The sequence below is a fragment of the Dokdonella koreensis DS-123 genome (assembly GCF_001632775.1).
GTDB lineage: Bacteria > Pseudomonadota > Gammaproteobacteria > Xanthomonadales > Rhodanobacteraceae > Dokdonella > Dokdonella koreensis.
In genome coordinates this window covers 3,438,794-3,458,675 of sequence record NZ_CP015249.1, presented here as the reverse complement: position 1 = coordinate 3,458,675, position 19,882 = coordinate 3,438,794, and the positions used below count along the sequence as shown (strand labels likewise).

Genomic DNA, 19,882 nt, shown 5'->3' with positions numbered 1-19,882 from the left:
CCGCCATGGATCTGACACTGGTCCTGGTCGTCGTGCTGGCGGCGCTGGCGTTCGAGTACATCAACGGTTTCCACGACACCGCCAACTCGATCGCGACCGTCGTCGCCACCAAGGTCCTGAGCCCGGGCCAGGCGGTGCTGCTGGCGGCCGGCACCAACCTCGTCGGCGCGCTGATGGGCACCGCGGTCGCCAAGACGATCGCCTCGGGGCTGATCGACACCAACGTCGTGACGGTCACGCCGGAGATCCTGATCTGCGCCCTGCTCGGCGCGATCATCTGGAACCTCATCACCTGGTGGTGGGGCCTGCCGTCCAGTTCCTCGCATGCCCTGGTCGGCGGCCTGTGCGGTGCGGCCCTGGCGGCCGCGCACAACGACTGGGCGGCGATCATCTGGGCCCAGGGCGGCACCCACTGGTGGGGCGAGAAGGGGCTGCTGCCGAAGGTCGTCGTGCCGATGCTGACCTCGCCGCTGGCCGGTTTCGTGCTGGGCCTGCTGGTCATGGGCGCACTGTTCACGCTGATCGACTTCATCGCCTCGCGGCAGGGCGCGATCAAGCGGCTGGGTCGCCCGCGCGTGGTCAACGCGTTCTTCGGCAAGGCGCAGATCTTCTCGGCCGCGGCGATGGGCTTCTCGCACGGCATGAACGACGCCCAGAAGACGATGGGCATCATCGCGCTGGCGCTGGCCGGCGCGACCGCGGCCGGCACGCTGAACGACCTGCCGGGCTGGCTCACGTTCCTGCGGATCGAGCAGGATGCGGCCAGCGGCTTCGAGGTGGCCACCTGGATCAAGATCGTTTGCGCGCTGGTGATGGCCGCCGGCACCGCCGCCGGTGGCTGGCGCATCATCAAGACGCTCGGCCACAAGCTGGTCAAGCTCCATCCGATCAACGGCTTCGCCGCGGAAACCGCGTCGGCGAGCGTCATCATCACCGCCTCGCACTTCGGCATCCCGGTCTCCACGACGCACAACATCTCCTCGGCGATCATGGGCGTGGGCGCCGCCAAGCGTCCCAATGCGATCCGCTGGACGGTGGTCGAGCGCATGGTGTGGGCCTGGATCCTGACGATCCCGGTCACCGCCACGCTGGCCTGGCTGCTGGTCCGGCTCGTCGATACCTGGCTGCGCTAGCGCGTCGTCGGGCAAGGGCCGTCCTGCCCTTAGGTCAAGTGCGCCGGTCGCGGCAAGGCCGCGCTACCGGTTCCGCAGATCAGCCGCCGTGCCGCGGACCCGCGAGCGATTCCTCCCCGGATTGCGCCAGCCGGCTGTTTCTCGACAGCCGGCCGGAGCCGCCGGCCGTCAGAGGATGTCCTCGCCTTCGGCGTAGATCGCCTTCTCCAGGTGATCGCCGAGGCCGGCGATCTCGGCGATCACGCGGTCCAGCTCGGCCGCGTCGAGCACCGTGTACGGGCGGTTCTCGCACAGGTGCAGGTAGGGCGAGCCGTCCAGGTTGCTGAGCGCCAGGAAGCCGGTGCGCTGCTCCCAGTTGAAGCGCAGGCAGCGGACTGGGTCCAGCCCGGTGAACGGGCCGACCGGCGTGGAGATGCGCAGGTACTTGGCGCCGTCCTCGTCCTCGACCTCGGTCAGGTAGATGCCCTGGTGGCGCTCGGCGGCCACGTCGATGTCGAAGCTGACCAGGTAGGGGTCGTTCGTGCGCAGCATGTGGCGGCTGCCGACATGCGAGCGGATCTGTTCGAAACTCTGCACCAGCGTGTCCCCTTGGCAAACCCGGGGCTATGCTAACGTGCGATCGCCATGATGTCTGCGATCGATTCGTCCCAGCACGACGCCATCCGGCGCGTGGTGGCGGCGATCCCGCGCGGCTGCGTCAGCAGCTACGGCGAGGTCGCCGCCCGCGCCGGGCTGCCGGGGCGGGCGCGGCTGGTCGGGCGGGTGCTCGGCGAGGCGGGACCGGAGCCGGGCCTGCCCTGGCAGCGCGTGCTGCGGTCGGATGGGCGGATCGCGTTCCCGGCCGGCAGTAGTGCCTTCCGCGAGCAGGCCCGGCGCCTGCGCGCCGAGGGCGTGGCGGTCGTCCGCGGCAAGGTCGACCTGCGCCGGTTCGGCTGGGGCCGCGGCGACCTGGACGCCTTGCTCTGGGCACCGCCGGGCGATCGCTGAGCCCGGCCGTCGCCGGCGTGCGAGAATCGGGCGGCCCTTCTGGAGCCTTCATGCTTTCCGACCTGCCTCCCGTCACCCGCGCCCTGCTGGCCGTCAATGTCGCGCTGTTCGTGCTCCAGCAGTGGCTGGGCGACTGGCTGATCATCCATTTCGCGCTCTGGCCGCTCGGTCCGCACCAGGTCTACGGCATCGAGAACGGTGTCGCGCTGCGCGTGGGCTTCGAGGTCTGGCAGGTCGTCACGTACGGCTTCCTGCACGGCGGCTTCGCCCACATCGCCTTCAACATGCTGGCGCTGTGGATGTTCGGCGGCCCGATCGAGCGGCTGTTCGGGTCGCGCCCGTTCGCGATCTACTACCTGGTCTGCGTGATCGGCGCGGCGGCGGCCCAGCTGGTCGTCGTGAGCTTCTTCACCGGCGGGTTCTATCCCACGCTCGGCGCGTCCGGCGGGGTCATGGGCCTGCTGCTGGCCTTCGGCATGATGTACCCGCAGGCGCGCGTGATGGCGCTGCTGATCCCGGTCCCGATGCCCGCCTGGCTGTTCGTGATCCTCTACGGCGCCATGGAGCTGGTCTTCGGCATCACGCGGACCGAGTCGGGCGTGGCGCATTTCGCCCACCTGGGCGGCATGGCGGTCGGCTTCGTCCTGATCCAGTACTGGCGCGGCCGCCTGCCGATCAAGCCGCGGCGGATCCTGATGCGCTGAGGCCGGTCGGGGCCGTCCGGCGGGAGCGCGGCGGCCCGCGGTGCGGGCTGCGACCGCGCGTGGCATAATCCACGACCTTTTTCCGGCGGGTTTCCCGCCGCGTCCGAAGACTGGAGTCGTCATGGATTTCCTGATCAGTTCCGCCTTTGCCCAGGCTGCGCCCGGCGCCGCCGCTCCCAACCCGTTGATGTCGTTCCTGCCGCTGATCATCCTGTTCGGCATCTTCTACTTCATGCTGATCCGGCCGCAGATGAAGCGGGCCAAGGAACAGCGCGCGATGATCGCCGCCCTGGCCAAGGGCGACGAGGTGCTGACCACTGGCGGGCTGCTCGGGCGAATCGAGGACCTGGCCGAATCGCACGTGACGCTGGAGATCGCTCCGGGCGTCAGCGTCAAGCTGCAGAAGCAGGCGATCGCGGCGGTTCTGCCCAAGGGCACGCTCAAGTCCTGATCGTCCGCGTTTCCCCGCGCCGCGACGGGTGGTCGCGGCTTCCGATCGGTCCATACGAATGAACGATTTTCCACGCTGGAAGTACTGGCTGGTGGCGCTTGTCATCTTCGCCGGTCTGCTCTACTCGCTACCGAACATCTTCCTGCAGGAGCCTGCGGTGCAGGTCTCGGCCAACCGCGGCGCCACGATCGACGATGCGCTCAAGGAGCGCGTTCAGGGCGTCCTCGAGGCGGCCAAGCTCTCGTTCGAGAGCATTACGATCGAGGGCGAGCGCCTGATGGTGCGCGTGTCGACGCTCGACCTGCAGAACAAGGCGGCCGATACGATCAAGACCGACTTCGCGGAGAAGGGCGACAGCGACCGCTACGTCGTCGCGCTGAACCTGGCCTCCACCGTCCCGGGCTGGTTGCGGGCGATCGGTGCCAACGCGATGCCGCTCGGCCTGGACCTCCAGGGTGGCGTCCACTTCCTGATGCAGGTCGACCAGAAGAACGTGCTCGAGACCCAGGAGCTGCGCTACGTCGGCGACATCCAGACCGCGCTGCGCGAGAAGGGCATCCGCGCCAAGTCGGTCGGCCGCGGCGCGCAGGGGCTGGTCACGCAGCTGCGCAGCGAGGAAGACCGCAACGCCGCCTTCAGCGCGATCACGGCCTCCTCGCCCGAGCTCGAACTGGAGAACGGCCCGGTCGTCGGGGACTCCTACACCCTGATCGCCCGCATCAAGCGCGAGCGCCTGGTCGAGATCGCCCAGAACACGATCAAGCAGAACGTGGCCACGCTGCGCAACCGCATCAATGCGATCGGCGTCGCCGAGCCGGTGATCCAGCAGCAGGGCGACAGCCGCATCGTCGTCGAGCTGCCGGGCGTGCAGGACACGACCGAGGCGAAGAAGATCCTCGGCGCGACCGCGACGCTGGAGTACCGTGCGGTCGACGAGAACACCAACCCGATGGAGGCGCAGCGCACCGGCCAGGTGCCGCCGGATTCGCGCCTGTACCGTCACCGTGACGGTTCGCCGATCGTGCTCAAGAAGCGCGTCATCGTTACCGGTGACGAGCTCGTGGACGCGTCCAGCTCGCCCGATCCGCAGACCGGCGAGCCGGCGGTCTCGATCACGCTCAATTCGGCCGGCGGCCGCAAGATGCTGGACTTCACGCGCGAGAACGTGGGCCGGAGGATGGCCACGGTCTACATCGAGCGCATCCCCGAGACGAAGATCGTCGACGGCAAGGAAGTGACGGTGCCCAAGATCACCGAGGAAGTGATCAATGCGGCGACGATCCGCGGCGTGTTCTCCAACAAGTTCAACACCACCGGCATCGGCTCGATGAAGGAAGCCTCGGACCTGGCGCTGTTCCTGCGCGCCGGCTCCCTGGCGGCGCCGGTCGACATCGTCGAGGAGCGCGTCATCGGCCCCAGCCTCGGCCAGGACAACATCCGTACCGCGATCCATGCGGTGCTCATCAGCCTGGCGCTGGTGGTGGTCTTCGTCGCGTTCTACTACCGGCTCTTCGGCCTGATGGCCGACTTCGCGCTGCTGCTGAACCTGGTGCTGCTGGTGGCGATCCTCAGCCTGTTCCAGGCGACGCTGACCCTGCCGGGCATCGCCGGCATCGTGCTCACGCTCGGCATGGCGATCGACGCCAACGTGCTGATCTGCGAACGCATCCGCGAGGAAATCCGCAACGGCTGCACGCCGCTGGCGGCGATCCGTGCCGGCTACGAAAAAGCCTGGGCCACGATTCTCGACGCCAACGTGACGCACCTGATCGCCGCCTTCGGCCTGATGGCGTTCGGTTCCGGCCCGCTGCGCGGCTTCGCGATCACGCTGGCGATCGGCATCCTCACCTCGATGTTCACCGCGGTCACGGTGACGCGGGCCCTGGTCCAGGCGACGCTCGGCGGTCGCAGACTCAAATCCCTTTCGGTCTAAAGCGCCGAGTCGAGAGCGATCATGGAACTCTTCAATCCCAACGCCAACATCAACTTCATGGGCTGGCGCAAGGCCAGCCTGGTGATCTCCTGCCTGCTGATGGTCCTGTCGGCCGGCGTGATCTTCGTGCGCGGCCTCGACTACGGCCTGGACTTCACCGGCGGCGCCCTGGTCGAGGTGGCCTACCAGGAGTCGGCCGAGGTGGCCGACGTGCGTACGGCCCTGACCAATGCGGGCTTCGAGAACCCGGTCGTGCAGAGCCTCGGCGGCACGCGCGAGTTCGCGATCCGCTTCGCACCGCGCGATGACGAAAAGGCCGCCGAAGGTGCGGGAGGCGGTGCCTCCCAGGCGGCGCACAACCGTATCGCCAACGACGTGCTGGCGGCGCTCAAGGCCGGCCGCGCCGATGTGACGATCAAGCGCAGCGAGTTCGTCGGCCCCCAGGTCGGCGAGGAGCTGCGGACCGACGGCCTGATCGCGGTCATCGTGGTCGCGCTGGGCATCGCGATCTACCTGTGGATCCGCTTTGAATGGCGCTTCGCGGTGGCGGCGGTCGCCAGCGAGGCGCACGACACGCTGCTGACGCTCGGCATCTTCGCGCTGACGCAGCGCGAGTTCGACCTGCCGGCCCTGGCCGCGGTGCTGTCGGTGGTCGGCTATTCGATCAACGACAAGATCGTCGTCTTCGACCGCGTCCGCGAGATCTTCCGGTCCACGCGCAAGGCCGACTCGATCGAGGTGCTGAACCGCTCGATCAACTCGACCATGTCGCGCACGATCATGACCGGCGTCACCACGGCGCTGGCGGTCGGCACGCTGTACTTCCTCGGTGGCCCGGTGCTCGAGAACTTCGGCCTGATCATGCTGATCGGTATCTTCATCGGCATCCTCTCGTCGATCTTCTTCGCCAACCCGATCCTGCTGCTGCTCGGTGTCTCGAAGAAGGACCTGATGCCGGTCACGCGCGAGGACCCGGAGCTGGCGCGGCGTCCTTGACGTCACCTCGCCCGGATACGAAAAACGCCCCGAAAGGGGCGTTTTTCTTTGGTGCGGACCGTGATGCGACCGCGGGACGGCACCGGCGTCGCGCGCCGCAGGCTCGCGGCTGAACTGCAATCGGCGCAGCCGGCTTCAGGTGCCCGGGGGGTTCTCGAAATCACTCGCGAAGATCACGTCGGAGGCCTTGACGATGATCATGCCGGCCATGCCGACGCCGCCGGGGCCGCCGTGCTGGCTGCAGAAGTAGCGTGCCGTTCCGGCGTCGGGAAACGTCACGGTCGCTTGCCAGATCGCGCTGCTCGGATCGCCGATCGGGCTCGCGCCGCAGGCCGTCGAGCAATGGAAGGGGGTCACGGCATCCGGATCGGATTCGACGTTGTGGAAGCCGCCGCCGTTGACGAAAGTGACCGTATCGCCGGCGGCGATCGTCAGCGACGGGGGGTCGAAGGTCATGTTCGGTCGCGCGGTCACCGTATGGTTGCCGGCAAACGCGGGAGCGGCGGCGGCGAGCGCGAAGGCGCCGGTCATGAGAAGAGGGTAGCGACGCATCGATGATCTCCTAGGGGGACGAAGGTCCATCCTCTGAGTACCGCCGGCGGGCCAACGGGTTGCCTCGGCCGGTGGCCGGGAATACGGCCGGTCGGGCGCCGGGTCCGGCGCGGAGCCGGACGGTGGACCGGGGCGCTCGCCGCGCACCGCCGGTGCCGGTCCGCGCCGGCCGACCGGCCGGCCGATCGGGTCCCGCCGCTGCTCGAAAAGCGCCGTCAGGCCTTGGTCTGGCCGGCCCGGTGGCCTTCGAGGGGCGCGGCGGTTGGGCGGTTCGGCGCCCCGGAGGGATGCTGTCAGCGCTGGGCGTGCCGGCGCGCCGGCGGTGCCGTGTCCCGGCAGCGATCGCCGGAACCCTGCAAGGCCTGCGCCGCCGCACAGACGTTGATCGACGCCGTCGCGTCGTTTGCGTCGTCGAGCAGCCTGACGGCGTCGGATGCGCGCAATCGCGGGTCCAGTTGCAGCAACAAGGCGATCGAGCCACTGACATGGGCCGCGGCGAGCGAGCTGCCGGACGCATAGTCGTAGTGGCCGCCGGGTTCGAGTGTCAGGATCTCGCGGCCCGGCGCGCGCAGCATCCGTTCCGCGGACGGCGGATCGTCGGTGTCGGCGACCGCGATGACACCGGGCACGTTCAGCGGGAAACCGTCCAGGCGCCCGCTGGCCGGCAGCGCGCCGACCACGATCGCGCCGTGCTCGATCGCATGGCGCGCGAGCTGTTCGAGCAGCGGGTCGGCCGGACCGCCGAGGCTGAGGTTGATGATCCGTGCGCTGGCGCCGATGGCGGCATCCAGCGCGAGCGCCAGCGTGAACGAGTTGCAGCGCGCCGCGGCACCGTCCGGCGTGCTCCAGCAGGCGCGGTATGCGTACAGGTGGGCGTCCGGCGCGACGCCGGCGATGCCGATACGGTTGTTGGCGACCGCGGCGATCACGCCGGCGACCTGGGTGCCGTGCCGGTCCTCCGCGGCGGGGGCGTCCGGATCGCCGACGAAATCGCGTTCCAGCGCGATGCGCCCGCGCAGGTCCGGATGCCCGACGTCGACGCCGCTGTCGATCAATGCGATGCGCACGCCGGTGCCGCTGCTCCAGCGCTGCGCCTGGTCCGCGCCGATCGCGGCGAAGCCGCGCTGCAGGCCGATGTAGGGATCGTTGTAGGGAGCGGCCGCTGCCGTGTCCGGCACCGCGGCCGCTCGCGGCGCGGTCAAGGTGTCGAAGCTCTGCAACGGCTGCACGAGGCGTACACGATCGTCGCGGCGCAGCCGCGTCAGCATCTCATCGTGGTCGGCCGTGGGCGGAAGTTCGTAGAGCATGCAGCGCAGCCGCAACGACGTGATCGTCCAGGCCGAGACCTCGCGCAGGCCGTAGTCCTTCGCCAGTCGCGCTGCGCTGGCGACGCTGCGCAGGCTGCCGCTGTAATTGGGCAGGCCGGCATAGCCGCGCGGGGTCGAACCGACCGACGGCGGCGGGTCGGGTCTTTCGGCGATCGCGACGATCAGCAGGCGCTCCGGTGCCAGCTGGCTTTGCGGCGGCGTCGCGAGCGCCGGTGAGGTGACAGCGAGCAGGGCGAGGAGGCACAGGACGACCCGGCCGCCGATCCGGCCGGCCGCTGTCGGCGAACGGACGGGCAGGCGATTCATCAGCGCAGCGCGGCGCGGCCGATCGGCTCGGCCAGCAGGATGCCGGGATAGCGACGCAAGCGCTCGACCGCACGCGCGGTGTCCGCGGCGGTATCCGAATCGAACGCGAGACCGTAGATCGAGCCGCCGGTATTGCTTTCGACGATCCGCAGTTCTTCGGCGGCCAGCATCGCCTGCAGTTCGGCAAGCGTCAGCGTCGGCGCCGGCACCAGGCGGATGACCGCCTGCGAGGCGTGCACGGGTGCGCTGGTCAGGGTCTGGTAGCGTGCGCTCGTATCGCCGCGCTGCAACAGCAGCGGGACCAGCAGGGCCAGGCCTATCCCCTGCACGAGCACGGCCGCGATCAGCACGCGATCGAGCAAGCGGCGCTTGCGCGGTTCACCAGAATCGACCCGGCCGGATCGAGCCGCGTCGTTCTCGAGGTCGATGCGCGCGAGCAACCGGCGCAGTCCGGCCTGCGCCTGCGCTCCGCCCGCATCCGGCACATCCATCGTCTCCGTCGCGATGCCGGCATGCAGCCGGCTCTGGAACGCGTATTCGTCGCGGCAGTCGGCGCACTGCCGGAGATGGTCCTCGACCGCCTGCCGCTCGGTGGCGCTGGCGCTGCCGTTGACGATCCAGGGGATCAGGTCCCAGATCTGGCGGTGGAGCTGGGTGGACGTGTTCATCGGGTCATCCTCGCGCCGCATGCGCATGGGGTGAATCCTCGCCGCCGAGCGCCGGCAGTGTATTGCGCAGACGCAGGCGCGCGTGGAACAGGCGCGCCTTCACGGTGCCGACGGCGACGTCCATGATCGCGGCGATCTCCTCGCAGGACTGGCCGAGGTAGTAGGCCAGTTCCAGCGTCATCCGCTGCTCGGTCGGCAGCGCGAGCAGGCCGCGGCGCACCCAGTCGCTCAGCTCGACCTGCTCGGCGTCGTCGCTCGTGCCTTCGGCCTGGGCGGTGGTCGATTCCGGCACGCCGGGCCGGTCGCGCAGCGTCTTCATCAGGCAGCGATAGGCGATGCCGAAGATCCAGGTCGCGACCTTGGCCTCGCCGCGGAACTGGTTCGCGTCGCGCCAGACCACCCACATCGTCTCGTTCACGATCTCGTCGACCAGGTCGCGCCGCGCCGTGTGCCGTGCCACGAAGCGTGCGAGCCGGTCATAATGGTGAAGGTACAGCCGCTCGAAAGCGGCACGATCGCCCTGGCCGGCGCGGCGCAGCCATTGGAGGTCGCAGGTGGCGGGATCCTTGCCGCCTTCCACGCAGGGCTCGGTATCGGGGCGGCCTTCGCGCGGCACGTTCAAGCCTCCAGCCATCGAGTCAGGGTCTTAGCCGTATGTACCACGAGTGAGCCGGAAGGTTGTGGAATACCTCGATTCCGCCCGCGGCACCCCGGACATCGCCCCGGAACCGCTAGCATTGGCCTTTCCGGGGTGCAGGGGGATCGGCATGGCGGTGGGCACGATGCGGCGCCCTTGCGGCGTCCTGCCGGTATGGCCGGCCGTCCTGTGTGCGGCCTGCGGCGTGCTGGCATCGGTTCGGGCCCAGGCGCAGGGCTGGAACGGCTCGCTCGCCCTGGCCAGCGACAACCTCTATCGCGGCCTCAGCCTCAGCAGCGACCGGCCGGCCTGGCTGGTGGACCTGCGCTACCCGATCGGCACCGAATGGACCCTCGGCCTCGGCGCCAGCGGCGCCATCGGCGAACGGCGTCCGGAACAGGACTCGGCGATGGAGCAGGTCGTGCTGCGCGTCGATCGTCATTGGCAGATCGATGCGGACTGGTCCGCCAGGCTCGGCGTCGCGCACTACGATGAACCCTGGAGCTTCTGGCGCAACCAGTTGCGCTACGACGAGATCAGCGCCGCGATCGGCTACCGCGGCCGCTGGAGCCTGAGCCTGGCGCTGACGCCGAACCGTACGTCGGTCTATGCCAGGAGCCGCTACGAACGCAGCGGCGTCGCGACCTGGACCGAAGCGACCTTCCGCCAGCCGATCGTCGAGCGTCTCGCCGCCGACTTCGGCGTGGGCTACGCCGCACTTTCGCACAGCGGCGATCACGACTACGGCTACATCAGCACCGGGTTGAGCTACGGCATCGACGATGTCGACCTGTACTTGGCCTACGTCTGGACGGACGCCACGGCACCGCGCTACTGGTGGGATGTCGACGGCCGCCCGGTGCGCTCGCGCTGGCTGGCCTCGGTGATCTGGAACTTCTAGCGCATGCCATGGACGTTGAGGTGAGTGCGAAGGCCCCGGCGCGGTGGTCCGGCAAGGCGCGGCTGCTGGCCGGATGGGCAGCCTGGCCAGCGGTCGCGGTGCTGCATCGGGCCGTCGACGATCCCCGGCTTGCCGGCTGAATCATTTCCCGGATTTGTTCAGGTGACGCCTCCCGACGAAAGGCATAGTCTGCGTCGCCAAAGTCTCCGAGGGCTGTCGCGAGGGGCGTTGCGACACCGCCCGGGCTCGCAATACAACCTGTCGCCGAACGGCGGATCGCTTGGGGAAGCCCTGTGTTGGCGGGCTGGAACGGCGGGGTATGCCTCGCCCTGGCCGAAGGCCTTCGGGCGACGCTTGTTGTTTCCAGGCGCCTTCCTGACTGTTCCTGCCGACAGTCTCGATACGCCGGCCGCGCCAGGATCGCGCGGCGTGGACCCTTCCGTCAGCGGCCGAATCGTCTGTGGCCGATCCATCATTTCCAGGAGTGTGTTTCATGCCCACATTGCCATCGCGCACCGCGCTCGCGGCTGCGCTCGTCCTTGCACTGGCTGGCGTGCCGGCTGTTCACGCCGCGTCCTCGACGATCGTGGCCGAACCGCCCATGCTCACCGCGATCGAGACCGCGCGGACGAACCCGGCCCTGCTGATCCTGCAGGCCGGCATCTTCGATCCCGCCGCGCAGCAGCTCGATGCGGCCACGGTCGGCGCGGCGGCGGCAGGACCCACCGCCTACGCGATCGTGCAGTTCGAAGCCGGCCGTCTCGACGCGCGCAAGGCGTTGGCGGCACAGGGCATCCGGTTCCTCGGCTACCTGCCGAACAACGCCTACTACGTGCGCCTCGACGGTCACGGCCTGGATGAACTGAACGCCCATCCGGGCGTGCGCTGGGCCGGCCCGCTGCAGCCGGCGATGAAACTCGACCCGCAACTGTGGACCGCCCGGCGTGTCGATTCGACCGCGCGCCGGGACAACGGCCGCTACGAGATCATCGTGCATGCCTTTGCCGGGGTGCCGTCCGCACCGATGGCCGAGGCGCTGCGCCAGGCCGTTCCCGGCGTGACGATCACCGAGCGCAGCGTGCGCGCCGAGGCGGCGCCGTACGTGCGCGCCGAGGTCGATGCGGGCCAGCTGGACGCGCTGCTGCGCGCGGCGACCGCGATCGACGGCGTCAGCTACGTGGCACCGTGGATCGCGCCGCAGTGGGCGAACAGCGGCTCGGTCGGCGCGATCCAGGGCAATGCGATGACCGAGTGCATCGGCACCGGCGTGGTCTGCGGGCCGACGCCGATCTGGGATCACGGCCTGACCGGCAGCGGCCAGATCGTCGCCGTGGCCGATTCCGGCACGACGCCGAACGCGGCCTGGTTCGCCACGCTCGACAAGGGCACCGGCCCGCATACCGAGGTCACCTATGCCGAGCGTCCGGCATTGCCGACCATCGGCACGCTGCACCCGGACAACAAGATCATCGCCTACTGGACCCAGCCGGGTGCGGTCGACTACGACTTCACCATCGGTCACGGCACGCATGTGACCGCCACCGTGGTCGGCGACGTGCACGGCACGTTCGGCGCGAACACGTACCTGGCGTCGACACCGTTGCTGCCGAACCACGACCTGGCCGATGGCATGGCGCCGAATGCGCAGCTGCTGTTCCAGGACAACGGCAACAACAACAGCCCCGTCATCGTGGACTTCCAGGGAACGCTGGAGCAGGCCTATGCCGGTGGCGCGCGCGTACACAGCAACAGCTGGGGCGCATCGACGGGAGGGCAGTACAACGGTAACGATGCCTCGGTCGACGAGGTCAGCCGCCGCAACGAAGGCTTGCTGGTGATCGTCGCGGCCGGCAACGACATGTCCGGCCCGACCCAGACCGGCTCGCCCGGCAATGCCAAGAGCGCGCTCACCGTCGCCGCACTCGGCCACGCCGGCAGCACCCAGCACGCGAGCTACTCGAACAGGGGCCCGGCCGCCGACGGCCGCGCCAAGCCGGACATCGCGGCGCCGGGCTCCAGCATCGTCTCGGCCCGCGTGGTCGGCAGCAGCGTCACCGATACGATCAGCGCGCCGCAGACGCGCAGTCTCTCGGGCACGTCGATGGCGACACCGACGCTGGCCGGCAATGCGGTGCTGCTGCGCCAGTTCTTTACCGACGGCTTCTATCCGCGCGGCGAGCGAACCGCCGCCGATGCCCTGCATCCGACCGGTGCCATGTTGAAAGCCGTGTTGTTGAACGGCACCCATGCGCTGACGTCCGAGGCCGACGGCCACCTCTGGCCGAACGACGCGACCGGCTGGGGGCGCGCCTGGCTCGACGGCAACCTGTGGTTCAAGGACACGCTGTCCGGCGGCGACGACAGCCGCCGCCTGCGCCTGTTCGAGCGGACCAACCCCACCGGCCTGGAGACCGGCGACGTCCACACCTACACGATCGCGAATGTCGCCGCCGGCATCGAGCTGCGCGCGACGCTCGTGTGGTTCGACGCCGAGGCCGTGCCCGGCGCCGCCTCGACCCTGGTCAACAACCTCGATCTGGAGGTGGTCGCGCCGGACGGTGCGCTCCTGCTCGGCGCCAACCGGATCCCCGGTGCCGATTCGACGCCGGGTGGCAGCGCCGACGCGAAGGACACCGTGGAGCAGGTCCGCCTGACGACCCCGGTCGCCGGCAGCTATACGTTCCGCGTCAAGGCGACCGCCGTACCGGGCAACGGCAGTGACGGCAGCGACCGCCAGGGCTATGCGCTGGCGGTGTCCGGTGGGTTCGCCATGCCCGATCCGACGCCGCTGCCGGCACCGACCGCGCTGGTCGAAGTCGACGGCGGTGGCCAGGGCATCGGCATCGGCTTCACCGGCGCCGCCGACGCCGAGGGCTTCCAGCTCTACCGCGCCGACGGCACCTGCCTGGACGCGGCGCCGGGTGATTTCCATCTCGTCGCCAGCAGCGCGGCCTCGCCGCTGGTCGACGCACGTGCGCAACCCGGCGTGCGCTACGCCTACAAGCTGCGCGGCGTCCGCAACGACGTCGAGGGCGCGCTTTCCGATTGCGTGGCCATCTCCAGCGACGGGATCTTCGCGGACGACTTCGAGGAAGCGGCCGGCGGCAAATGAGGCCGCTGGCCGGAGGTTGGGGACCGCCGGAAACGACCGCCGGCCTGGTATCCGAGGCTTCGAGCATGGCGCGGCATCCCTGGTCGGGGCCGCGCCGTAAAAAATGCCCCTTCGAGGGGCATTTTTTTGGCCACGGGGGGCGATGACCGCGTCGGGAGGGGCCTTGCCCGCCGGGAGGTGAGCTTCTCGTCAGCGGCTCGGCCGAGGCGATGGGCACGCCTGGTGCCGCTGGCGAGCCCGGCAGGGGCCATCCGGATCGACGAGGAGAGATGGTGGGCCGTGATGGGATCGAACCATCGACCAATGGATTAAAAGTTTGCATGGAAATCAATAAGCTATTGATGTTCTGGCGAAGTCGAGCGAAGGTAGACGAAGTGGAAAGAAGTTCCATATCAGCACGTTAGCGAAGGTTAGCGAAGTCGCTGCGAACTGAGGGTTGCACCTGCACTGTACCGATGGCCGTAGCGACCGACATGCCCCAAGCCTTCAGTAAGGCCTGCTGGATTCGGCATGGGTTTCTTGCAAAATTTGCATTTGCAAGATAAACTTGAGAGCCGAAGGGAGCCACTATGGATCAAGCCACTATCCGTAAGCGCCTGGTCGCCCTGCGTGAAATTCGCGGTGCAACGCAAGAGCAGTTGGCGACCGCGCTCCAATTCAATGACCGCCAGACCCTCTCGGAAATCGAAGGCGGTGGGCGGTCAATATCGATTCCAGAGCTGGTCAAAGCAGCGCAGTTTTTCGGCGTTAAGCCTGATTACTTCACGGATCCGCTACGCCTAGCCGGTGAGGCCAAGTTTTCCTGGCGGAGGACCATGGAGGTTGGCGAAAATTTAAACATGTTCGAGGAGCGTGCGGGTGGCTGGATCGCCACCTATCGGCATCTGAGCCGCCTTAAAGGCGACTCGATCAACTCGTCGTTGACGCAGATCGGACTTACCCCAAAGAGCTCGTACGAAGAGGCATGGGCCGCGGGTGAAGCGATCGCCCGCAGCTTGGAACTTGGCCCAGTGCCAGCAGCTATGCTTGCTGATGCTCTGGAAGAACGCTGGGACACGCTCGTACTTTATGTGGATGCTCTGCAGGGGGTGTCCGGCGCGGCGTGCCAAGTCGGCGCCATGAACACCGTCATTATTAATCGCCGTGAATCCGAGGGGCGCCGGAACTTCGACTTGGCACATGAGGTGTTCCACCTCATCACTTGGTCGTTGATGGAGCCTAAACATATCGAAGGGGACGTGCAGCTCTCGGCGCGCTACAGGCGCATCGAAAGCTTGGCGGATAACTTTGCCGCAGGCCTGCTGATGCCTTCCGAGTCGCTGCAGAAGTATATCGACGATCATCCTCTGCCCCGTCTCATCGCTGATCTAAACGAATGGGTACGGACGGCCGCAAGCGTGTTTTTGGTGAGCGGCGACGCCATGCGTTGGCGACTCGCGTGCTTGAAGCACATTGCACAAGCCACGGCCAAGCGTCTGGAGTCTGCCGCGATCCGAGTGGCAAGTGAGAATGTTCCGCCGCCGCATTTCAGTCGTCGATTCGTCGAAGCGCTCGGCTGGGGCATCGAACAAGGCTATGTAACGGTGCGCCGGGCCTCCGAGATCGTCGACGAGTCCATTGATGGCTTAGCGGAACTCTTCACGGAACACGGCTTGAAGACGCCGTTCGATATGTAAGGGGCTGCATCATGCCCCTGCAGAGAGGTCAACGCGTTCTTGTTGATACCAACGTCATCATTGCCGCGCACGACAGTGGATGCCTTCCTCAGCTTCTCGATGGATTTCGTGTTTGCACGGTCGAAGAGGTCATTGTCGAAACCCAGAGAGGACGGCAGCGCCGTAGACCTGAGCGGACTATCAACGAAGCGTGGCTCCGCGAGAGACTGGAATTGATTGGTACCGTGACCGACGAGCAGCGCCTCGAATTCACCTTGACCCACCAATCAGTGGGTCTGGATGAAGGCGAGCGCGACCTCCTAATCTGGGCAGCCACAATCGAGGACGCGTGGCTATTGAACAGTCCGGACATGGGTGTCGTGCGATTCGCGCATCAAGTGAACTGGCTCGATCGACTCGTGTCTCTCGATGCGATGTGCAGGGTCATTAATGCGCGCCTGACTCAAAACCTCCCGGATAACTTTAGGGATGATTGGCTGGTCCGCAAACGTACAGAGCTCCGGCTTGGGGCACTTTAATGTCGTAGTGCGCGCCTCGCCTCCAATCCACGAAAACAGGAAGCCAAGGCCGTGGTTGATGAGCGCAAAGTGGTCGAACAGAACGCCGTTCACGATGAATTGGATACTTGCGGCCACGCCGTCGATGCTTGGCTCCGCGAGCACGTTGTGCCGGCCGCGAAAGCGTTGGCCGCAGATGGCAGCCGCGCCCTGACACCGAGCCAAGTACGCGCCAACCTGGCTAAGTCCGCCGCGTGTCGGCAACGTGACATACAGCGTTCGCTTCGCGCCCTACGAGCTTGCCGTTTGAGATTTCCTCGGCGACTAGATGCTTGCTCGTTGCGTTGCGAAGCTCAAGCCTGTCGTGCTCTTTGAATCCGGAAACGCAGCACGGACAAAGCACTGCGATGTGTACGACTTCGGATGTCATCGCCGGCACCACCCACGGACGCCGTAGCCGACACCGAGTATCAACAGGATCCCACCTAGCTTGGTGTGCCAAGCAGCCCATCACAACGCAGGGCGATCATCCTCGGCGTCGGACGACTCCTTCATGAGACTAGAGCTTTGAACTGCTGGTATAGCAAGGTCTCCCCGTACCCGTACATGAGTGCTTGCCGTTGCTTGATCAACTCGCCAAGATCGGCGTCATCCAGTACGAGAATGAAACCGCGTTGATCGTTGGCTGTATCTTTGCACCGCTTCAGCAGCAGAGCTTTGTCATCGATGGATCTGACTACGAGGATGCCGAGCTTCCCTCGAGAAGGGGAGAATCGACCAGCGAGTTGATCGATTTCAGGGTTTCCAACCTCCTTCCCGTAATTTTTGCATTCAACGAAAATATGGGAGGCGGGGTGATTCCTTGAGGCCCAGCTAAAAAACCCATCCTTGGCGTCATTTACATAAGTAATGTCGATGCGCTTCCTTCCTTCGTGAATTTTGTCTTGCTTCACCGGAAAGGCAAGGGCGGGATAGAGTAAGGCGGATAGAAATTTCTCGATTGCGTTCTCATAGGTCGCTGCATCTTTCTGACCTGACTTGAGGGATGTTACGTCGTTTAATAGCCCAGCAAAATTTGGTGTCGGTATATTTTCCAGTTCCGCAAGAGCAGAATGGCCAAGCGGGCGCGATGGAGTAGCGTTCTTTGTCTCTCTGTAGTTAGTGAGGGCTTGTGGATGCTCGCCGGTTAACTTGGCGGAGGCGAGCTTGTTAGCACCGTACAGGTCATAGAGATCAGTCTTATAGACCTTCTTGACGCCTTTGTTCTTCTTGCTCTGTAGAACGTGAACAAGTGACGAGTTGATATCCTTGTGATGCTGTTGCAGCACAGGCATCAGAAAGTGGCGATAGTATTCGTCATGTCCGTAGATTTGCTTAACACGCGCAATAATCTTTGGAATGAGGATAAGAGGGCCTTGCTTCGTCATGGGTAAGTCAATAAGACTGTTTTCCCATTTCTCATCACGTGTGTTCCATACAGGCCCAGAATCAACCCCGGCAGTCAGCGGTATGCCGTAGTAACTGCACGCTTGCTGCGTGTACTGAATCAGTGGGCCACGAATGATGTTGCAGACTGCATCTGACAGCATGTCGGGGCCAACCCCATCAACAAATAAGATCGTGTCCTCAAGGTCATGCACAACACCCGTTTGCGCAGCTTTGCTTTTAACGAGAGATTCCCAAATTTTCTCAGCTGATACCGCACCAAGAGCGCTGCCGCGCGACTTGTTCTTTGAGTAGCCTATATGGAACTCGTTTCGCTCGTTGAGGCACGCGAGAAGCTCCTTTGCTCTGTCATGCTTTCCATTCCGTATCGCAGTTAGCACTGACTCGAAATAGCTCTGCAACAGCGATACACAATGATGCCCCCACTCTGTTTTCAGAGAGCGCAGTGCGGCCGGATCAACGAAGATAGGAATGTCCTTATCAATATGGACGTCGAGAAAATCGAGCGTTGCCTGATTGCGTTCTAATTTGAAGTGGCGAGATACCAGCATCCGTAGCCCCTGTTGGCCGTTTGCCTGCATATTATACGGGCTGAACCTGCCCCGTCGGAACGGACGCCAGGAAGCGATAGATTGATCGCAACCTGGAGGTTCCTATGCAGCGCATCACACGTCGTCGTTACACGGACGACTTCAAGACTCAGGCCGTTGCCTTAGCCGAATCGGTCGGGCGGTCTGAGGCGGCTCGGCAGTTGGACATCTCGGTCAAGACGTTGGGCAACTGGCTGGACGCCTCGCGCGCCGGTCGCCAACTGAGCTCGCCCAGCCGCCAGCCGGTCAGTGATCTGGAGAGTGAGCTGACTCGTCTGCGAGCCGAGAACGCCACGCTCAAGATGGAGCGCGAGATCCTAAAAAAAGCGACGGCGTTCTTCGCCAAGGAGTCCAAGTGAGGTACGCCTTCGTCGCGCGTGAACGGGCTCGCTATCCGCTTCGGTTGCTGTGCCGCGTGCTGTCAGCGTCGGTTTCCGGTTACCACGACTGGCTGCATCGCCAGGGCCGACCGGATCCAGAGGCGGCCCTGCGGGTCGAGCTGCGCTCGCTACACACGGACAGTCGCGGCACCTACGGTCGACCGCGTCTGGTGCAGGCGCTACGCGCTCGCGCCCACAGGATGGGCCACAAGCGCGTGGCTCGGCTGATGCGCCAGGAAGGCTTGCGCGGCAAGGTCAAAGGCCGCTCCAAGCTGCGCACCACTGACAGCCGGCACGGTCGGTCGGTGGTCGGCAATCACCTGGATCGGCGGTTCGCGGTGGATCATCCGCTGCCAGTCTGGGTCGGGGACATCACCTATCTGCCCACGCGCGAGGGCTGGCTATATCTGGCCGCGGTGATCGACCTGCGCACCCGGCAAGTCCTGGGTTATAGCCTGTCCGAACGGATGCCCGATGATCTGGTGCGTCAGGCGTTCATCAATGCTTGGTCGGCTTCGCCGGTGCCGCCTGATGCAATCTTCCATTCAGATCGCGGTAGCCAATACGCCAGCGGTGCGTTCACCAAAACGCTGGCCGCGCACGGCTTCGTGCCGAGCATGAGCCGCAAGGGCAACTGCTGGGAGCGCGCAGCCTGCCCTCAGGGCACAACGCCGTGGCCGAGAGCTTCTTCGCCACGCTCAAGAACGAGGAAGCCACCGGCGTATACGCCACCAAGGCTGCAGCCCACGCTGCCATCGCCGGCTACATCCATGGCTTCTACAATCCTGTCCGTCTCCACTCCGCGCTTGGTTATCTGTCGCCCAACGACTATGCCAAGAAGGTGAAGCGGGCCGCCTAGAATCGACCTTCTTGGCGTCCGTTCGCAGGGAGCAGGTTCACCGTCGTGAAGAGGTGGCCGAGCAAGGCAAGATCGAGGCGAACGGTGCTGTTGCTCTTCCCCTTCGCCAAGCGCGTGTCGCGGAACGTGGCGACCATCTCGGCAGTGATCGCTGCGAGCGAATACTTGCCGAAGTGCGAGCGCAAGGTTTCGGCGCGCACCTGCTCGGCGCGCTGCGTCGTTGGCTTCTTGATCGGTGTGACTTCGGCCAAGTAACGATCGAGGGAAGCGGATACCGTGAGGCGCTCGGACGGCGCTCGCTCGATGTAGACGCCGCGCACCATCGAATCCTCGGTGCGTCGCGACCAGTCTTCGGCATCGCGTTTCGTGCGAAACGTCTTCGCGACGGTCGGCCATCCCTGCTTGCGGATGAGAGCCTTCCAGCTACCCGAAGGTGTCTTGACGATGGTCGCCACGGGGCGCTCTCTGCATCGAAGTGTACCGAAACTGTACCTTCGAGCATTGGATTGCGTCGAGCGATTCGCCTAACGTATTGAAAGTATTGGTGGGCCGTGATGGGATCGAACCATCGACCAATGGATTAAAAGTCCACTGCTCTACCGCTGAGCTAACGGCCCGGAAGACGACCTGCGCGCAGTCCCTGGAGGAGGGCGGCAGCCGGTGGACGGTGCCGATCCTGCGTCGCAGTCGGAGGCGACGCACGGGGGCCGCGCTGGGGTGCGGCGG

The 19,882-nt window shown here is 65.9% G+C and carries 19 protein-coding genes, 1 tRNA gene and 1 pseudogene; 13 read left to right on the top strand and 8 right to left on the bottom strand.

From position 1 onward, the window contains the following. Nucleotides 1-5: 5 nt before the first annotated feature. Entirely contained in the window at nt 6-1,133 is a 1,128-nt protein-coding gene (locus I596_RS14110) for an inorganic phosphate transporter (protein WP_067649249.1), read from the top strand. Nucleotides 1,134-1,301: 168 nt separating this feature from the next. On the opposite strand, the gene I596_RS14105 is transcribed toward I596_RS14110, so the two are convergent. Next, entirely contained in the window at nt 1,302-1,709 is a 408-nt protein-coding gene (locus I596_RS14105; protein WP_067649246.1) for a hypothetical protein, read from the bottom strand. A gap of 48 nt (nt 1,710-1,757) precedes the next feature. On the opposite strand from I596_RS14105, the gene I596_RS14100 reads away from it, so the two are divergent. The 5 genes from I596_RS14100 to secF all read left to right on the top strand — a co-directional run bounded on the left by I596_RS14100 (nt 1,758) and on the right by secF (nt 6,204). Beyond that, on the top strand, nt 1,758-2,120 hold the full coding sequence (locus tag I596_RS14100) for an MGMT family protein (protein WP_083965595.1): 363 nt from the start codon (nt 1,758-1,760) through the stop codon (nt 2,118-2,120). A 50-nt stretch (nt 2,121-2,170) separates the two neighbouring features. Then, entirely contained in the window at nt 2,171-2,824 is a 654-nt protein-coding gene (locus I596_RS14095) for a rhomboid family intramembrane serine protease (RefSeq protein WP_067649243.1), read from the top strand. 121 nt (nt 2,825-2,945) lie between these two features. Further along, nucleotides 2,946-3,275 carry a preprotein translocase subunit YajC gene (yajC, locus tag I596_RS14090; protein ID WP_067649240.1) on the top strand — a complete coding sequence of 110 codons (330 nt, stop codon included), beginning with the start codon at nt 2,946-2,948 and terminating at the stop codon, nt 3,273-3,275. 58 nt (nt 3,276-3,333) lie between these two features. Continuing rightward, nucleotides 3,334-5,208 (top strand): protein translocase subunit SecD, encoded by a 1,875-nt coding sequence (gene secD / locus I596_RS14085; protein WP_067649237.1) that lies wholly within the window; start codon nt 3,334-3,336, stop codon nt 5,206-5,208. Between the two features lie 21 nt (nt 5,209-5,229). After that, nucleotides 5,230-6,204, top strand: a complete 975-nt coding sequence (gene secF, locus I596_RS14080) for a protein translocase subunit SecF (RefSeq protein WP_067649234.1) — start codon at nt 5,230-5,232, stop codon at nt 6,202-6,204. A gap of 135 nt (nt 6,205-6,339) precedes the next feature. On the opposite strand, the gene I596_RS14075 is transcribed toward secF, so the two are convergent. From I596_RS14075 to I596_RS14060, 4 genes are all read right to left on the bottom strand, one after another. Next, nucleotides 6,340-6,786 (bottom strand): cupredoxin domain-containing protein, encoded by a 447-nt coding sequence (locus I596_RS14075; RefSeq protein ID WP_083965594.1) that lies wholly within the window; start codon nt 6,784-6,786, stop codon nt 6,340-6,342. A 263-nt stretch (nt 6,787-7,049) separates the two neighbouring features. Then, nucleotides 7,050-8,390: a S8 family peptidase gene (locus I596_RS14070; RefSeq protein WP_067649228.1), complete on the bottom strand. Its 1,341-nt coding sequence runs from the start codon at nt 8,388-8,390 to the stop codon at nt 7,050-7,052. Continuing rightward, nucleotides 8,390-9,058 (bottom strand): zf-HC2 domain-containing protein, encoded by a 669-nt coding sequence (locus I596_RS14065; RefSeq protein WP_190278919.1) that lies wholly within the window; start codon nt 9,056-9,058, stop codon nt 8,390-8,392. The genes I596_RS14070 and I596_RS14065 overlap by 1 nt, the downstream gene beginning before the upstream one ends. A 4-nt stretch (nt 9,059-9,062) precedes the next feature. After that, nucleotides 9,063-9,692, bottom strand: coding sequence for an RNA polymerase sigma factor (locus I596_RS14060; protein ID WP_083965593.1), 630 nt, complete (start codon nt 9,690-9,692; stop codon nt 9,063-9,065). A 148-nt stretch (nt 9,693-9,840) separates the two neighbouring features. On the opposite strand from I596_RS14060, the gene I596_RS14055 reads away from it, so the two are divergent. The 4 genes from I596_RS14055 to I596_RS18145 all read left to right on the top strand — a co-directional run bounded on the left by I596_RS14055 (nt 9,841) and on the right by I596_RS18145 (nt 15,902). Further along, nucleotides 9,841-10,596 (top strand): TorF family putative porin, encoded by a 756-nt coding sequence (locus tag I596_RS14055; protein WP_150132176.1) that lies wholly within the window; start codon nt 9,841-9,843, stop codon nt 10,594-10,596. Between the two features lie 601 nt (nt 10,597-11,197). After that, the gene (locus I596_RS14050) at nt 11,198-13,708 is read left to right on the top strand and encodes a S8 family serine peptidase (RefSeq protein WP_067649219.1); all 2,511 of its coding nucleotides are present in this window, start codon (nt 11,198-11,200) and stop codon (nt 13,706-13,708) included. 569 nt (nt 13,709-14,277) lie between these two features. Then, nucleotides 14,278-15,384 (top strand): XRE family transcriptional regulator, encoded by a 1,107-nt coding sequence (locus I596_RS14045; RefSeq protein WP_067649217.1) that lies wholly within the window; start codon nt 14,278-14,280, stop codon nt 15,382-15,384. Between the two features lie 11 nt (nt 15,385-15,395). Continuing rightward, nucleotides 15,396-15,902, top strand: coding sequence for a hypothetical protein (locus I596_RS18145; protein WP_083965591.1), 507 nt, complete (start codon nt 15,396-15,398; stop codon nt 15,900-15,902). Between the two features lie 530 nt (nt 15,903-16,432). Here the strand turns inward: I596_RS18145 and I596_RS18140 are convergent. Then, nucleotides 16,433-17,878, bottom strand: coding sequence for a restriction endonuclease (locus tag I596_RS18140; RefSeq protein WP_083965806.1), 1,446 nt, complete (start codon nt 17,876-17,878; stop codon nt 16,433-16,435). A gap of 104 nt (nt 17,879-17,982) precedes the next feature. On the opposite strand from I596_RS18140, the gene I596_RS14035 reads away from it, so the two are divergent. The 3 genes and pseudogenes from I596_RS14035 to I596_RS19295 all read left to right on the top strand — a co-directional run bounded on the left by I596_RS14035 (nt 17,983) and on the right by I596_RS19295 (nt 19,156). After that, entirely contained in the window at nt 17,983-18,276 is a 294-nt protein-coding gene (locus I596_RS14035; RefSeq protein WP_067649211.1) for a transposase, read from the top strand. Beyond that, nucleotides 18,273-18,923, top strand: a pseudogene (locus tag I596_RS14030) (IS3 family transposase); the annotation flags it as partial. The gene I596_RS14035 and the pseudogene I596_RS14030, both read left to right, overlap by 4 nt. A gap of 47 nt (nt 18,924-18,970) precedes the next feature. Then, the gene (locus tag I596_RS19295) at nt 18,971-19,156 is read left to right on the top strand and encodes an IS3 family transposase (protein WP_223303836.1); all 186 of its coding nucleotides are present in this window, start codon (nt 18,971-18,973) and stop codon (nt 19,154-19,156) included. On the opposite strand, the gene I596_RS14025 is transcribed toward I596_RS19295, so the two are convergent. Further along, nucleotides 19,153-19,611, bottom strand: a complete 459-nt coding sequence (locus I596_RS14025; protein ID WP_083965590.1) for a site-specific integrase — start codon at nt 19,609-19,611, stop codon at nt 19,153-19,155. The genes I596_RS19295 and I596_RS14025 overlap by 4 nt on opposite strands. An 87-nt stretch (nt 19,612-19,698) precedes the next feature. Then, nucleotides 19,699-19,773: transfer RNA gene (locus tag I596_RS14020), tRNA-Lys, on the bottom strand. Between the last annotated feature and the right edge of the window lie 109 nt (nt 19,774-19,882).

Excerpts from the sequence above, each read along its gene's own strand:
- I596_RS14110 (WP_067649249.1), top strand. The coding sequence starts at position 6 with ATGGATCTGACACTGGTCCTGGTCGTCGTGCTGGCGGCGCTGGCGTTC.
- I596_RS14100 (WP_083965595.1), top strand. The coding sequence starts at position 1,758 with ATGATGTCTGCGATCGATTCGTCCCAGCACGACGCCATCCGGCGCGTG.
- I596_RS14095 (WP_067649243.1), top strand. The coding sequence starts at position 2,171 with ATGCTTTCCGACCTGCCTCCCGTCACCCGCGCCCTGCTGGCCGTCAAT.
- yajC (WP_067649240.1), top strand. The coding sequence starts at position 2,946 with ATGGATTTCCTGATCAGTTCCGCCTTTGCCCAGGCTGCGCCCGGCGCC.
- secD (WP_067649237.1), top strand. The coding sequence starts at position 3,334 with ATGAACGATTTTCCACGCTGGAAGTACTGGCTGGTGGCGCTTGTCATC.
- secF (WP_067649234.1), top strand. The coding sequence starts at position 5,230 with ATGGAACTCTTCAATCCCAACGCCAACATCAACTTCATGGGCTGGCGC.
- I596_RS14075 (WP_083965594.1), bottom strand. The coding sequence starts at position 6,786 with ATGGACCTTCGTCCCCCTAGGAGATCATCGATGCGTCGCTACCCTCTT.
- I596_RS14070 (WP_067649228.1), bottom strand. The coding sequence starts at position 8,390 with ATGAATCGCCTGCCCGTCCGTTCGCCGACAGCGGCCGGCCGGATCGGC.
- I596_RS14065 (WP_190278919.1), bottom strand. The coding sequence starts at position 9,058 with ATGAACACGTCCACCCAGCTCCACCGCCAGATCTGGGACCTGATCCCC.
- I596_RS14060 (WP_083965593.1), bottom strand. The coding sequence starts at position 9,692 with ATGGCTGGAGGCTTGAACGTGCCGCGCGAAGGCCGCCCCGATACCGAG.
- I596_RS14055 (WP_150132176.1), top strand. The coding sequence starts at position 9,841 with ATGCGGCGCCCTTGCGGCGTCCTGCCGGTATGGCCGGCCGTCCTGTGT.
- I596_RS14050 (WP_067649219.1), top strand. The coding sequence starts at position 11,198 with ATGCTCACCGCGATCGAGACCGCGCGGACGAACCCGGCCCTGCTGATC.
- I596_RS14045 (WP_067649217.1), top strand. The coding sequence starts at position 14,278 with ATGGATCAAGCCACTATCCGTAAGCGCCTGGTCGCCCTGCGTGAAATT.
- I596_RS18145 (WP_083965591.1), top strand. The coding sequence starts at position 15,396 with ATGCCCCTGCAGAGAGGTCAACGCGTTCTTGTTGATACCAACGTCATC.
- I596_RS18140 (WP_083965806.1), bottom strand. The coding sequence starts at position 17,878 with ATGCTGGTATCTCGCCACTTCAAATTAGAACGCAATCAGGCAACGCTC.
- I596_RS14035 (WP_067649211.1), top strand. The coding sequence starts at position 17,983 with ATGCAGCGCATCACACGTCGTCGTTACACGGACGACTTCAAGACTCAG.